A 13679-nucleotide genomic window follows, 5' to 3' on the forward strand; every position below is an offset into this window, starting at 1 on the left:
GCCGTCGCGATGACCGACCCCGACGGCCCCTCCGGTACGGCCACGGCCGTACCGGAGCCCCCAGAGAAAGCCGCAGGGACACGGGGGCGGCGGCGCGCCCTGCGGCATCCCCTCGCCAGGTTCCTCCTGCGCAGGGTCCTCATCGCGGTCCTGCTGGCCTGGGGCATCACGGTGGTGACCTTCGTCCTGACCAACCTCGTCCCCGGCGACCCCGCGACCGCCAACCTGGGCCAGCGCGCCCTCGGCGACCCCGCGATCGTCGCCCAGTGGCGACAGGACCACGGCCTGGACAAGCCGCTCCCCCAGCAGTACCTCATCCACCTGGGCGGCATGCTGCAGGGTGACCTCGGCGTCAGCCAGCAGAGCCACCGCCCTGTCAGCCAGGATCTCGCGGAGACCGTCCCCGCCACGCTGGAGCTGGCAGGAGCGGCCATCGTGGTCTCCCTGATCCTCGGCGTCGCGTTCGGCGTGGTGGCGGCGCTGCGCAGGGACCGCCTGCCCGACCACGTGCTGCGGGTGCTCAGCCTGATCGGCATCTCGGTGCCGACGTTCTGGCTGGCCCTGGTGGCCTTCTACGTCTTCTTCTACCGGCTCCAGATCACCCCGGGCAGCGGTCGCATCGACCCCGGCCTGCAGGCCCCGCCGCCCGTCACCGGCCTCGCCACGGTCGACTCGGCGCTGGCGGGCCAGTGGGACGTCTTCGCCAGCGCGGTCGGCCATCTGCTCACCCCCGCGCTGGTCCTCGCCCTCTACACCATCGGCCTGCTCACCCGCTTCACCAGGAGCGCGGTGCTCGAGGTGCTCGGCCAGGACTACGTCCGCGCCGCCCGCGCCAAGGGCCTGCCCGGCAGGGTGATCCTGTTCAGGTACGTGCTCCGCTCGGCGCTGGTGCCCATCATCACGGTGGCGGGCCTCGCCTTCGGCAGCCTGCTGTCGGGCACCGTCCTGGTCGAGGCGATCTTCGCCTGGCCCGGTGTCGGGCAGTACGCCTACAAGAGCGCCACCACCCTCGACCTGCCCGCCGTCATGGGCGTGGGCCTGGTGGTCGGCGGGGTCTACCTGGGCATCAACCTGATCGTGGACGTGCTGTACGGCGTCATCGACCCCCGAGTGAGACTGCAGTGAGACGACGACTGCCCGAAGCATGGCGGCAACCTCTGGCCATCGTCGGCGGGGTGATCGCGCTCGCCTGGCTGGTGATCGCGCTGGCCGCCCCGCTGCTGGCCCCGCACGACCCGCTCGCCCAGGACCTGCCGAGGCTCGCCCCGCCGGGCGCCGACCACTGGTTCGGCACCGACCAGCTCGGCCGCGACATCCTCAGCAGGGTCATGTACGGCGCGCGTGTCTCCATCCCGCTGACGCTCCTCCTGGTCGTGCTGAGCCTGCTGATCGGCGGCCTGCTCGGCGCCTGCGCCGGCTACTTCGGCAGATGGGTGGACGAGACGATCATGCGGGTCGCCGACCTCGTCTTCGCCTTCCCCACGGTCATCCTGGCCATGGTGGTCGCGGCGGCGCTGGGCGCGAGCCTGGTCAACGCGGTGCTCGCCGTCCTGGTGGTGGCCTGGCCCGCCTACGCCCGCGTCACGCGCGGGCTGGTGCTCGGCGTGCGGGAGCGGGAGTTCGTGCTGAGCGGCAGGCTGCTGGGCTTCTCGGTGTGGCGCTCGCTGCGCGTGGACGTGCTGCCGAACGTCACGGGCCCCGTGCTCGTGCTGGCCACGCTCGACATCGGCACCGCGCTGCTGCTGCTGTCGGGGCTGTCGTTCCTGGGCCTGGGCGCCAAGCCGCCCTCCCCCGAGTGGGGCGCGATGGTCGCGGGCGGCGTGGAGGTCTTCGACAGCTGGTGGGTGGCCACCTTCCCCGGTCTGGCGATCCTGACCGTGGTGCTGGCCTTCAACTTCCTCGGTGACACGCTGCGCGACGCTCTCGACCCCCGTACGGCCCGCGCCATCAAGGAGCGTGCGCTCTGATGCTCGACATCACCGATCTCAGGGTCACCATCGGCGGCAGGGACATCCTCGGCGGCGTGGACCTGTCGCTGCGGCAGGGCCAGGTCCACGGCCTGGCGGGCGAGAGCGGGTCGGGCAAGACCATGACCGGCCTCGCCGTCCTCGGCCTGCTCCCGCACGGCGCCAGGGCCACGGGCTCGATCGCGCTGGAGGGCAGGGACCTGCTCGGCCTGCGGCCCAAGGAGCTCAACAGGGTGCGCGGCGGCGAGATCGCCATGGTCTTCCAGGACCCCGCCACCAGCCTGCACCCCATGCTGACCATCGGCAGGCAGCTCACCGAGCACATGCGTCACCACCTCGGGCTCGGCCGCTCGGAGGCCAGGTCGAGGGCGGTGGAGCTGCTGGCGAAGGTCCGCATCCCCGGGCCTGAGGAGGCCTTCGGCCGCTACCCGCACCAGTTCTCCGGCGGGATGCGCCAGCGCATCGCCATCGCCATCGCGCTGGCCTGCTCGCCGAAGGTGCTCATCGCCGACGAGCCGACGACCGCGCTCGACGTCACCGTCCAGGCGGGCGTCCTGCGGCTGCTGCGCGGCCTGTGCGACGACCTCGGGCTGGCGGTGCTGCTGGTCACGCACGACCTCGGCGTGATGTCGGCGGTGGCCGACGAGGTGAGCGTGATGAAGGACGGCCTGGTGGTCGAGTCGGGCCCGCGCGGGCAGGTCCTGCGCACGCCCTCCCACCCCTACACCCGCTCCCTCCTGGACTCCCTGCCCGAGGCGCACGCCGTCCCGGGCGAGTCCGGGCAGCAGAGCGCAGGAGACGGAGAGACGGCATGACGACGCTGACGATCAGCGACCTGGTCGTGGAGCACCGCTCTCCAGGGCGGCCCGTGGTGCGGGCGGTGGCGGGGGCGAGCCTGACCGTCTCCCCCGGCGAGGTGGTCGGGCTGGTGGGCGAGTCCGGCTGCGGCAAGTCCACGCTGGCCAGGGCCGTGTGCGGTCTGCACCCCGCCGCCGAGGGCGAGATCACCTTCGGCGGCCGCCCGGTCGGCCCGCTGGGCCTGCGCAGGCGCGAGCTGACCGCGATCCAGATGGTCTTCCAGGACCCCTACGCCTCGCTGAACCCGCGCCGCCGCGTCGGCGACCAGATCGCCGACGGCCTGCGCACCGCGGGAGACACCACCACCGCCCCCGCCGACCTGCTGGAGCGCGTCGGCCTGCCCCGCGAGTTCGCCGGGCGGCACCCGCACGAGTTCTCCGGCGGCCAGCGCCAGCGCATCGCGATCGCCAGAGCCCTGGCGGCCAGGCCGTCGCTGCTCATCGGTGACGAGCCGATCTCCGCGCTCGACGCCTCGGCGCAGTCACAGGTGGCCAGGTTGATGCGCGACCTGGCGGTGGACTCGGGCGCGGGGCTGCTGTTCATCAGCCACGACCTCTCGGTGGTGCGGCTGATCGCCGACAGGATCGCGGTGATGTACCTCGGCAAGATCGTCGAGGTGGGCCGGACGGAGGAGGTGTGGGCCGACCCGAAGCACCCCTACACCAGGGCGCTGCTGGGCGCGATCCCGCAGCCCGACGGCCTGGGCGTATTGCCGGCGGAGCTGCCGGGCGACGTCCCCGATCCAGCCGACCCGCCCCAAGGGTGCAGGTTCCACCCGCGCTGTCCGCTGGTCATGGACGTGTGCAGGGTGAAGGAGCCCGAGTTCGGCCCCGTCGCCTGCTGGCTGCACGCCCCCGAGTGATGAGGGAGCAGCTGGTGCGCGAGGCGATGGCGGCGGCGGGCGTGGACGCGCTGGTGCTGCGCCCCTCCCCCGACCACCGCTTCCTCGGCGGCACGGGCGAGTCCTTCCTCGTCGTGCTCCAGGGCCGCCCGCCGGTCGAGACGAGCGATCCGGCCTCGCTCGTGCCCAGGGGGGCGCGCAGGGTCGGCGTGGACGACGAGATGCGCGTCGCCGAGCTGTTCGCGATGCGGATCGACGCCGAGCTGATCCCCGCCTCGGCGGTGCTGCGGCCGCTGCGGCTCAGGAAGTCGCGCGAGGAGGTCGAGGCGGTGGCGCGGGCGGCGCGGGCGGCCGACGCGGTCCTGACGGCCGCCCGTGAGCTGGCCTGGTTCGGCGCGACCGAGAGGGACATGGCCGCCAGGCTGCGGACGCTCATGGTCCAGGGCGGCTGCGAGGAGATCCTGTCGGTACGGGTCGCCGCGGGAGAGCACACCGCCTCACGCGCGCAGCCGCCCACGGCGCGGGTCATCAATCCTGGCGACGCGCTGCAGGTGTCGGTCTGCGGCAGGTGGGACGGCTTCTTCGCCGAGGTGGCCAGGGTGTTCGCGGTGGCCGAACCTCCCGAGGACTTCGAGGCGATGTACTCGGTGGTGCTGGCCGCCAGGGCGGCGGCGCTGGATGCCGTACGGCCGGGCGCCGCCGCCCTGCAGGTCGCGGGCCGCGCGCGCCAGGTGATCGAGGACAGCGGCTACGGCGACTTCGGCCAGGTGGGCGGCAGAGGAGTGGGCTGGGGCCACGACGAGGGGCCCAGGCTGGACGAGCCCGAGCCCCTGGCCGACGGCATGACCCTGTGCCTGGAGCCCGCCATCCACCTGAGCGGGCTGTTCGGCGCGCGGGTGGCCGACACGATCGCGTGCGGGCGCGACGGCGCGCTGCTGCTCACTCCCAGCTCCCCCGCCCTCCACGTGCTCGACCGCTGAGCCGTCCCTACAGCAGCGGCCGCTGGGCGCGCCTGCCCTCCTCGTAGGCGACGCGCGCCCGCCTGGTGCTCTCCAGCTCCGAGACCTGCGCGACGGGCACGTCCCACCACGACTCCGAGTCGGGCGCGGGCACCGAAGGGTCGGTCTCGACGTGCACGACCGTGGTCACCTCGGCCGCCCTGGCCTGCGCCAGCGCCTTCCTGAACTCCTCCACCGTGCTCGCCCTCAGCACCTGGGCGCCCAGGCTGGCCGCGTTGGCCGCCAGGTCGACGGGCAGCAGCGCGTCGGCGCCCCTGTAGCGGTAGCGGGTGCCGAACCGCTGCGAGCCGAGCGACTCCGACAGCGCGCCGATCGACTGGAAGCCGTGGTTCTGCACGAGCACGATGGTGAGCTTCACCCCCTCCTGCACGGCGGTGGCGATCTCCTGGGCCATCATCAGGTACGACCCGTCGCCCACCATGACCGTCACCTCGCGCGAGGGGTCGGCCATCTTCACGCCGAGCCCTCCGGCGATCTCGTAGCCCATGCAGGAGTAGCCGTACTCGACGTGGTAGCCCTTCGGATCGCGGGTGCGCCAGAGCTTGTGCAGGTCGCCCGGCATGCTGCCGGCCGCGCACACCACCACGTCGGCGGGCTCGCTCAGCTCCTGCACGACGCCGATGATCTCCGACTGTGCGGGCAGCGGGCCGTGGCCGAGGGTGTGGGCGCGGGTGACCGTCCGCTCCCACTCCTGCGCCAGCCGTACGGCCAGCGCGGCGTAGTCGCCCTCCACCGACCAGCCGCGCAGCCCGTCGGCCAGCGCGAGCAGTCCCGCGCGCGCGTCGGCGACCAGCGGCACGCCCGCGTGCTTGTAGGCGTCGACGGGCGCGACGTTGAGGTTGACGAAGCGCACGCCGGGGTGCTGGAAGGCGGTTCGGGAGGCGGTGGTGAAGTCGCTCCACCTGGTGCCCACGCCGATCACCACGTCGGCCTCGCGGGCCAGCGCGTTGGCGGCGGTGGTGCCCGTCGCGCCGATCGCGCCCACGGCGGAGGGGTGGTCGAAGGGCAGCGAGCCCTTGCCCGCCTGCGTCTCGGCGACCGGGATGCCCGTCGCCTCGGCCAGCGCCCGCAGCGCGCCCGTCGCCTCGCTGTAGATGGTGCCGCCGCCGCTGACGAGGAGCGGCCTGCGCGCGGTCCTGATCAGCTCGACGGCCTCGGCGAGGTCCTCGGCGTCCGGGGCGGGACGGCGGACCTTCCACACCCGCTCGGCGAACAGCTCCTCGGGGAAGTCGTGGGCCTCGGCCTGAACGTCCTGGGGCATCGCGAGCGTCACCGCGCCGGTGGCGGCGGGGTCGGTGAGCACCCTCGTCGCCGCCAGGAGCGAGGAGGCCAGCTGCTCGGGCCTGCTGATCCTGTCGAAGAAGACCGACACGGGCCTGAAGCAGTCGTTGACGCTGACGTCGAGGGAGCCTGGCAGCTCCAGCTCCTGCAACACCGGCGAGGCCACGCGCGTGGCGAAGGCGTCGGCGGGCAGCAGCAGGACGGGCACCCTGTTGATGGTGGCCAGCGCCGCGCCCGTGACCATGTTGGTCGCGCCCGGCCCGATCGAGGTGGTGCAGGCGAAGGTCGACAGCCTGTTCCTCATCCGCGCGTAGCCGACGGCTGTGTGCACCATCGCCTGCTCGTTCCTCGGCAGGTGGTAGGGCAGCGCGTCGCCCGCCTCCAGCAGCGCCTGGCCGAGGCCCGCGACGTTGCCGTGCCCGAAGATGCCGAAGCACCCCGCGAACAGTCGTTGCCGCACGCCGTCGCGCTCGGTCCACTGGTTGGCGAGGAACCTGACGGTCGCCTGCGCGACGGTCAGCACGGTCATGACGTCCTCCCGAAGAGCAGCCCGGGGTCGGCGGGACCCCTGCGGTGGTGGCTCACAGCAGCCCCACCGCCGCGTCGACGGCGGAGACGACGTCGTCGTCGGGCGGGTAGAGCAGCGACCTGCCGACGGCGAGGCCGCGCGCGGTCGGGCAGGCCAGCGCCTTGCGCCATCGGGCGAACACCGCCTCCTGGTCGGAGTCCACCTCGCCGCCGAGGATGACGACGGGCAGCGTGGTGGCGGCCATCACGCGCTCCATGTCGTCCACCACGGGCAGCTTGAGCCAGGTGTAGGCGGAGGTGCTGCCGAGCGCCGCGGCGATCGCGGCCGCCTTCACCGTGGCGTCGGCGGTCAGGATGTTGCGCACCAGGCCGTCCACTCTGTGCGAGATGAACGGCTCGACCATCGCCAGCAGGTCGCGCCTGGCCAGGTCGTTGACTGCCCTGGCGGTCGCCTCGAGGGTGTCGACGCTGGCGGGGTCGGCGTAGTCGATCCTGGTCAGCGTCTTGCCGCCCTCGAACCGCATCGCCTGGATCCTGGCGGCGTCGTAGCCGGTGAACCTGTCGTCCATCTCGAAGGCCGAGCCCGCGAGGCCGCCGCGGTTCATCGAGCCGATGACGACCTTGCCGTCGAGCGCGCCGAGCAGCAGGAGGTCCTCGAGGATGTCGGGGGTGCCGAGGACGCCGTTGACGCCCGGCCTGGCCAGGGCGGTGCAGAGCCGGTCGAGCAGGTCGAGCCTGTCGGCCATGGCCATGGGGCGGTTGCCCGCGCTGAGCGCGCCTCTCGCGGGGTGGTCGGCGGCGATCACCATGAGCTTGCCGTGCTCGCCTAGCAGGCTGTCGGGGCGCAGCCGCAGGGCGGCGGCCTCGGCGATGGCGGCGGGCCTGTTGGCTCTGGTCTCGACGAGCGTCGCGAGCCTGTCCTGGATCATGAGCGCTCTCCTGTGAGGTTCTTCGGCGGATCGAAGGCGGGCACGGGGCCAGGGTCGCGCGGCGGTCCGGCCACCGGGACGGGGCGGGAGGTCTCCGGGGGCTTCGACGAGGGTGCGAGGCCGGAGGCCGGGGCGAGAGAGGCGGAGTGGGCGGCGGTCAGGGTGGTTCCCGACGCGGCCAGCTCCAGCACCGCCTCCACCTCGGCGGAGGTCGGCATGGCGTCGGCGCACGACAGCCGTGAGGCGACGATCGCGCCTGCCGCGTTGGCGAAGCGGACGGTCCGCTCCAGGTCCCAGCCGGACAGCAAGCCGTGGCACAGAGCGCCGCCGAAGGCGTCCCCCGCGCCAAGCCCGTTGACGACCTCGACGGGGACGGGCGACGCGACGACCGTGGTGACGCCGTCGGTGGCGAGCACCCCGTGCGGTCCCTGCTTGACGATCGCGATCTTCACCCCGGCGGCCAGCAGCAGGGCGGCGGCCGACTCGGCGTCGTGCGAGCCGACGGCGACCGCGCACTCCTCCAGGTTGCCGACCGCGACCGTGGCGTACGGCAGCGCCTGCCGGACGAAGCGGGCCGCCTCCTCGCGCGAGGCCCAGAACATCGGCCGGTAGTCCAGGTCGAGCACCACCGTCCCCGTGGCGGCGCCCAGCGCGGCCAGGGTGGCCGACCTGCTGGGCTCCTGACACAGGCCCGTCACCGTCGCCCAGAAGATCTCGGCCCGCGCGATGGCGGACAGGTCCAGCTCCTCCTGGTGGATCTGCAGGTCCGGCGCGGTCGGGAAGCGGTAGAAGTACAGCGGGAAGTCGTCGGGGGGAAACAGCTCGCAGAACGTCACGGGCGTCGGCATCCCCGCGACCGGCGTCACGTACCTGTCGTCGACGCCGAAGCCTCTGAGCGCGTCGTGCAGGAACTCCCCGAACGGGTCGGCGCCCGTTCTGGTGATGACCGCCGAGGAGCGCCCGTGCCTGGCCGCGGCCACGGCGACGTTGGACGGCGAGCCGCCGAGGTACTTGCCGAAGGTCTCGACGTGCCGGAGCGAGAGGCCGCTCTGCAGCGGGTAGACGTCCACCCCGATCCGGCCCATCGTGATGAGCTCGGTGACGAGCCCGGTGACGAGCCCGGTGGTCGGCTCGGTCACAGACGCTCCGCCAGCCAGGCGTGGTTGTGCCGCTGGTCGGCGATGACGGCGTCCCACGTCTCGGCGGTGACGGCGGCGCTGTCCTGCTCGATGACGTACCAGCCGGCGTAGCCGTTGGCCTTGAGCTGGGCCAGGAAGGGCTCGAGCGCAACGTCGCCCCGGCCGAGCGGGCAGGCCACCTCAGCCCACCACGACTCGAGATGGACGTCGCCGCGGGCCTTGGCGGCGGCGACGACGGCGTGGCGCACGTCCTTGACGTGGACGTGGTCCACGCGGTCGGCGTACTTCTCCGCGTAGGCCGCGGGCGAGGCGCCGCCGAGTTCGAAGTGGCCGCTGTCAAGGCAGAGCGAGACGTCGGTCAGCTCCATGAGCCTGTCGATCTCGGCGGCCTGCTCGACGTAGGTGGCGTAGTGGGGGTGGAAGACGGGGCGCACGCCGTACGACCTGACGACCTCGCAGGCGGCGGCGACGCGGTCGGCGGCGCGCTGCCAGGTGGCGGCGTCCCAGCCGGCTCCGGTGCGCCAGGGGTTGGCGCGCAGGGCGTCGTCGCCCTCGTCGGCGAGGACGGCCACCACGTCGGGGTTGCCTGAGGCGGCCAGCTCCTCCAGGGTGTGGCGCATGGCGGCCAGGTCGGCGGCCAGCACCTCCTCCGACAACGACAGGTGCAGCGGCACGTAGGAGCCGACGACCGTGAGGCCGTTGTCGGCGAACAGCCTGGCGGTCTCGGCGGGCGAGCCGAAGAATCCGGGAGGGCCGAGCTCGCTGCCGGTGTATCCGGCCGCGGCCATGGCCTCGAGCAGCTCGACCGGCTTCATGTCGATGGTCTGGCCGCCCAACACTCCGTAGCTGCAGGGCGCAGAGGCGATCTTGTTCATGCGAGGCTCCTCGCGATCTGCTGGAGGGCGGCGGTGTCGTATGCGGCGCCGGTGGCGGTGGACAGGACGGGCGCGCCTTCGGTGACGGAGGCGTGGAAGGCGAGCAGCTCGTGGACGAAGCCGGTGCGGTGGTCGGAGACGAGGCGGGTGGTGGCCCGCTCACCGCCCTGCACGCTCTCGACGACCAGCTCGGCCCTGGCGTCGCGCAGGTAGGGGCCCGGCATGCTGAGGTAGAGGCGGCCGGCCGAGCCGAAGACCGCGATCTCCTCGCCGTAGTCGGGGAAGTCGGGCAGCCAGTTCCACGACAGCGACAGCTGGGCGTCGCCGAGGGTGCCGAGCGCCTGCAGCTGCGGCGGCTCCTCCAGCTTCACTCCGGGCTTGAGCCCCGCGGCCTGGGCGTGGGCGATGGTGAGGGGCTGCTCGCCGAACAGGGCGCGCAGCACCGACAGCTCGTGCACGACCGAGCCCTGCAGCACGTTGGTGTAGATCGACACGTACGGCTCGCCGAGGTCGCCGACGGCCTCGGCCGCCTTCGCCCGCTCGTAGGAGGTGTCGACGGCGGCGGGGTCGACGTCGCCGTAGCGCAGGTGGCGCTGGTGGGCGAACTGCGGGTCGTCGTCGGGGTGCAGCACGGTCACCCGCACGAGCCTGAGCGCGCCCAGGCCGGCCAGCTCGGCGCGGGCGCGAGCCATGATCGGGTCGTACATCTTCATGTAGGCCACCTGCAGCACCAGGCCCTTGGCCGCGGCCAGCGCGTCGAGCTCCAGGCACTCGGCCGTGGTGTGCGCGAACGGCTTCTCCGCCAGCACGTGCTTGCCCGCCTCGAGCGCCCTGCGGGCCAGGTAGGCGTGGGTGCCGGGCGTCAGGATGAGGACCGCGTCCACCTCGGGGTCGGCCAGCACCTCGGCGGCGTCGGTCGAGTGCCGCACGGGCCCGCCGTACTCCGCGGCGACCTGCGCGGCCAGCGTGGCCGACAGGTCGCAGACGTGGGTGACCTGGTACTTCTCGCGCAGCGTCTGGAGGTTTTGCAGGTGGACGGCCTGGGCGATGAGCCCGAGACCGATGACGCCGAGGCGCATGGATGACTCCTGTCCGATGAGCGGCGTCACGCGACGCCGGTGTCCTTGACGATGACCGTGAAGCGCTCGGCCGTCAGCCCGACCGTCGAGCCGGTGGCCGGCGTGCGGCGGTGTTCGAAGGTGACGTGCCGTCCTTGGGCCGCTCGCCCGTCCCCTCGGGCACGTGGTGCGGGTCGAGACCGGGGTCATGCAGGCAGGTCTCGAGGCTGAGCAGCTCGGCGGCCATCAGGGACATCCCCTTTCGTGTCGCTTGTGGGGATTTTCTATCGAGTGGGACAGCGCCGTGTCAAACCTTTGTTAAGACATTAGGTCCAACTGATGTATGGTCCCTGATCGTGCCCATTCCGCGCTGAGCTGGAGCTTCACGGATGGAGCGTCACATTGCACGACCGAAGGGCAGCTTCGTGCCACGGAGGTCGCGGAGAGCCCGGGACTGCGCGGCGCCGCCCGACCGCCCGCGACGGCTGCGAGAAGCCCGCGTCGCTCCCTACCGGCGGCACCGCCTAGAGCGCCACGGCGTCGGCCAGGCGGCGGGCCTCGTCGGCCCATCCGGCCAGGAACATCATCGCCGCACCGCGCTCACGGTAGCGGCGGGCCGCCTCGACGGGCCGCCCGCCCCCGTAGTCGAGCTGCTCCCTGTCCACCGCGCGCAGCATCATGGGCACCAGCCAGTCGTACTTGACCGCCGAGGCGCACACCGCCAGCCGTACCAGCCGCTCGTCACCCGACCAGCCCGCCTCCCTCAGGCCCCGCACGTAGGCGCCGAAGACGGCGCGGTCGAGAGCGGGCAGCTCGGAGGCGGGCACGAACAGGTCGAAGGCGCTGTCGGGCACGTGGTTGCCGATGTCCTCACCGAGCGCGCCGTCACCGGCGAAGGCCCAGTCCAGCAGGACGGTCTCCGTCCCGCGCGCCAGCAGGTTGTTCGGCCACACGTCCAGGTGGCACAGGGCGCGCGGCAGCGACTCCATCAGCCGCAGGAACCACTCGCGGTCCCTGTGCAGCCTGACGAGCTCCGCGCGCAGGCCGGGCGGGAAGTGCTCGCTCACCAGCGGGTGCCGCCATGCCGCCTCGTCGTCGAGCAGCTCGTACGGCACGTCCTTCGACTCCACGTACTCCCGCAGGAACGACCTGCTCAGCCACGGCCGGTCGGGCGCGAGCGAGCCGCCCTGAGCCCTGCCCAGCTGCCTGGCCATCACCGCGTGCCGCTCGAAGGTGAGCCGCTCGCCCCCGGCGTCCTCCAGGTAGAGCGCCACGTCGCCGTCGTCCCTCTCGACCATCGCGACCAGCTCGGGCGCGCGCAGCCCGCTGCCCTTCCACAGCTCGGGCAGCCCGTCGGCGTAGACCTCGGCCTCCCTGCGCCAGTAGTTCCAGTGCCTGGGATCGTGCGAGGCGGCCCACCCCAGCCCACCCTCGTCCGCGCTGGTGAGCACCTTGAGGATGACGGGCCGGTCGCCGCGCAGCCGCCAGATGCCCTTGGTCACCGCGTTCATGGCGTTGTGCGTCAGCGGCTCGGCCGTCCATTCGCTCCAGCCCAGCACCGCGCGGATTTCGTCGCTCACCTGGAGATCATAGGTCCCCCTCGATTGGGGGTAGGACACGAATAAACCGCCTGATTCGGGCGTCCGGCACGAATCGTCGGGGGACCGTCGTGGCCTAGCGTCGGACGGAGTCCGTGCTACGAAGTGGAGAGAGCATGAAAATCACCGGAGTGGAGCTGCGCCGGATCGCGATGCCGCTGGTCGCGCCGTTCCGCACGTCGTTCGGCACCGAGCACGACAGGGACGTCCTCCTGGTCAGAGTGGTCACCCCCGACGCCGAGGGGTGGGGCGAGTGCGTGGCGATGTCGGAGCCGCTCTACTCCTCCGAGTACGTCGACGGAGCCGCCGCGGTGATCCGCCGCTTCCTGCTGCCCGCCCTGCCCGACAACGTCGACGCGTACGGCGTGGGCCACGCCCTCGAACCGATCAAGGGCCACCGCATGGCCAAGGCGGCGCTGGAGACGGCGGTGCTCGACGCCCAGCTGAGGGCCTCGGGCGAGTCGTTCGGCCAGTTCCTCGGCGCCACGAGGGACAGGGTGCCGTGCGGGGTGTCGGTCGGCATCATGGACTCCATCCCCCAGCTGCTCGAGGCGGTGGAGGGCTATCTGGACGAGGGCTACATCAGGATCAAGCTGAAGATCGAGCCCGGCTGGGACGTCGAGCCGGTGCGCGCGGTCAGGGAGCGGTTCGGCGACGAGGTGCTGCTGCAGGTCGACGCGAACGCCGCCTACACCCTGGTCGACGCCCAGCAGCTGGCCAGGCTCGACGACTTCGGCCTGCTGCTGATCGAGCAGCCGCTGGCGAACGACGACCTGGTGCAGCACGCCGAGCTGGCCAAGCGCCTGCGCACCCCGATCTGCCTGGATGAGTCGATCGAGTCGGCCGAGCACGCAGCGGCCGCCATCTCGCTCAAGGCCTGCTCGATCGTCAACATCAAGCCGGGCAGGATCGGCGGATACCTGGAGGCGCGGCGCATCCACGACCTGTGCAGGGCGCACGGCATCGCGGTGTGGTGCGGCGGCATGCTGGAGACGGGCCTCGGCAGGGCCGCCAACGTGGCGCTGGCCGCGTTGCCCGGCTTCACGCTGCCGGGCGACACCTCAGGCTCGCGCCGTTACTACGCCACCGACATCACCGAGCCCTTCGAGCTCGACGGCGGCCACCTCACCGTGCCGTCGGGCCCCGGCCTGGGCGTCGATCCCGTCAAGGAGATCCTCGAGGAGGTCACCACCTCCACGGAGTGGATCCCGCTCGGCTGAGCGGTTGGGCTCCCGCACGAAGAACGGCCCGGTCTTGATGTCACAGGACGAATTCGGGACTTGTGCTTTGGCATAGCGTCACGGACATGTCGCTGGACCTCCACCGCCGCGCCGTGGTCGCGGACACCCATAACGACCTGTTGATGGCCGTAGCCGCGCGCCCACCCGAGCGGTGGGCGCCCTTCTTCGCCGAGCAGTGGCTGCCCCAGCTGCGCGAGGGCGGGGTGCGGCTGCAGGTGCTGCCCGTCTTCATCGACGACGCCTTCAGGCCCGAGGGCTCGCTGAGGCAGACGCTGCGCATGATCGAGTGCGCGCACGTCATCGCCGAGGGCAACGCCGACGCCGTGGCGCTCTGCCTCGACGCCG

Annotated in this window: 13 protein-coding genes and 1 pseudogene; 7 read left to right on the forward strand and 7 right to left on the reverse strand. The window is 72.4% G+C overall.

Annotated elements, in window-relative coordinates; translation table 11 throughout:
- The first annotated feature begins 9 nt into the window (after positions 1 to 9).
- Genes ABFX50_RS45465 through ABFX50_RS45485 form a run of 5 tightly spaced genes read left to right on the forward strand, consistent with a single transcriptional unit; the run spans position 10 to position 4646 of the window.
- Positions 10 to 1125 (forward strand): ABC transporter permease, encoded by a 1116-nt coding sequence (locus ABFX50_RS45465; RefSeq protein ID WP_346156166.1) that lies wholly within the window; start codon positions 10 to 12, stop codon positions 1123 to 1125.
- Positions 1122 to 1967, forward strand: coding sequence for an ABC transporter permease (locus ABFX50_RS45470; RefSeq protein WP_183644118.1), 846 nt, complete (start codon positions 1122 to 1124; stop codon positions 1965 to 1967). The genes ABFX50_RS45465 and ABFX50_RS45470 overlap by 4 nt, the downstream gene beginning before the upstream one ends.
- Positions 1967 to 2782: an ABC transporter ATP-binding protein gene (locus ABFX50_RS45475; RefSeq protein ID WP_183644120.1), complete on the forward strand. Its 816-nt coding sequence runs from the start codon at positions 1967 to 1969 to the stop codon at positions 2780 to 2782. Before ABFX50_RS45470 ends, ABFX50_RS45475 begins: the two co-directional genes overlap by 1 nt.
- Complete coding sequence (locus ABFX50_RS45480; protein ID WP_346156171.1) at positions 2779 to 3687, forward strand: ABC transporter ATP-binding protein; 909 nt, start codon at positions 2779 to 2781, stop codon at positions 3685 to 3687. The genes ABFX50_RS45475 and ABFX50_RS45480 overlap by 4 nt, the downstream gene beginning before the upstream one ends.
- On the forward strand, positions 3687 to 4646 hold the full coding sequence (locus ABFX50_RS45485) for a M24 family metallopeptidase (RefSeq protein WP_346156175.1): 960 nt from the start codon (positions 3687 to 3689) through the stop codon (positions 4644 to 4646). The genes ABFX50_RS45480 and ABFX50_RS45485 overlap by 1 nt, the downstream gene beginning before the upstream one ends.
- 7 nt (positions 4647 to 4653) lie before the next feature.
- Here the strand turns inward: ABFX50_RS45485 and iolD are convergent, their stop codons facing one another.
- The 7 genes and pseudogenes from iolD to ABFX50_RS45520 all read right to left on the reverse strand — a co-directional run bounded on the left by iolD (position 4654) and on the right by ABFX50_RS45520 (position 12075).
- Complete coding sequence (gene iolD / locus ABFX50_RS45490) at positions 4654 to 6495, reverse strand: 3D-(3,5/4)-trihydroxycyclohexane-1,2-dione acylhydrolase (decyclizing) (protein ID WP_346156178.1); 1842 nt, start codon at positions 6493 to 6495, stop codon at positions 4654 to 4656.
- A 52-nt stretch (positions 6496 to 6547) separates the two neighbouring features.
- Entirely contained in the window at positions 6548 to 7423 is an 876-nt protein-coding gene (locus ABFX50_RS45495) for a Cgl0159 family (beta/alpha)8-fold protein (protein WP_346156181.1), read from the reverse strand.
- Between the two features lie 176 nt (positions 7424 to 7599).
- Positions 7600 to 8508, reverse strand: a pseudogene (iolC, locus tag ABFX50_RS45500) (5-dehydro-2-deoxygluconokinase); the annotation flags it as partial.
- Between the two features lie 50 nt (positions 8509 to 8558).
- A complete protein-coding gene (locus ABFX50_RS45505; protein ID WP_346156186.1) occupies positions 8559 to 9437 on the reverse strand; it encodes a sugar phosphate isomerase/epimerase family protein in 879 nt (292 codons plus the stop codon).
- Positions 9434 to 10516, reverse strand: a complete 1083-nt coding sequence (locus ABFX50_RS45510) for a Gfo/Idh/MocA family protein (RefSeq protein WP_346156188.1) — start codon at positions 10514 to 10516, stop codon at positions 9434 to 9436. The genes ABFX50_RS45505 and ABFX50_RS45510 overlap by 4 nt, the downstream gene beginning before the upstream one ends.
- 73 nt (positions 10517 to 10589) lie before the next feature.
- The gene (locus ABFX50_RS45515) at positions 10590 to 10751 is read right to left on the reverse strand and encodes a hypothetical protein (RefSeq protein ID WP_346156191.1); all 162 of its coding nucleotides are present in this window, start codon (positions 10749 to 10751) and stop codon (positions 10590 to 10592) included.
- 268 nt (positions 10752 to 11019) lie between these two features.
- Positions 11020 to 12075, reverse strand: coding sequence for a hypothetical protein (locus ABFX50_RS45520; RefSeq protein ID WP_346156194.1), 1056 nt, complete (start codon positions 12073 to 12075; stop codon positions 11020 to 11022).
- A gap of 134 nt (positions 12076 to 12209) precedes the next feature.
- On the opposite strand from ABFX50_RS45520, the gene menC reads away from it, so the two are divergent.
- A complete protein-coding gene (menC, locus tag ABFX50_RS45525) occupies positions 12210 to 13313 on the forward strand; it encodes an o-succinylbenzoate synthase (protein ID WP_346156196.1) in 1104 nt (367 codons plus the stop codon).
- Positions 13314 to 13399: 86 nt separating this feature from the next.
- Positions 13400 to 13679, forward strand: a 280-nt coding sequence (locus ABFX50_RS45530; RefSeq protein WP_346156198.1) for a membrane dipeptidase, incomplete at its 3' end; no start/stop codon positions are given.

Origin of the sequence: Nonomuraea recticatena (assembly GCF_039533245.1) — a bacterium.
Classification (GTDB): Bacteria; Actinomycetota; Actinomycetes; order Streptosporangiales; family Streptosporangiaceae; genus Nonomuraea; species Nonomuraea roseola.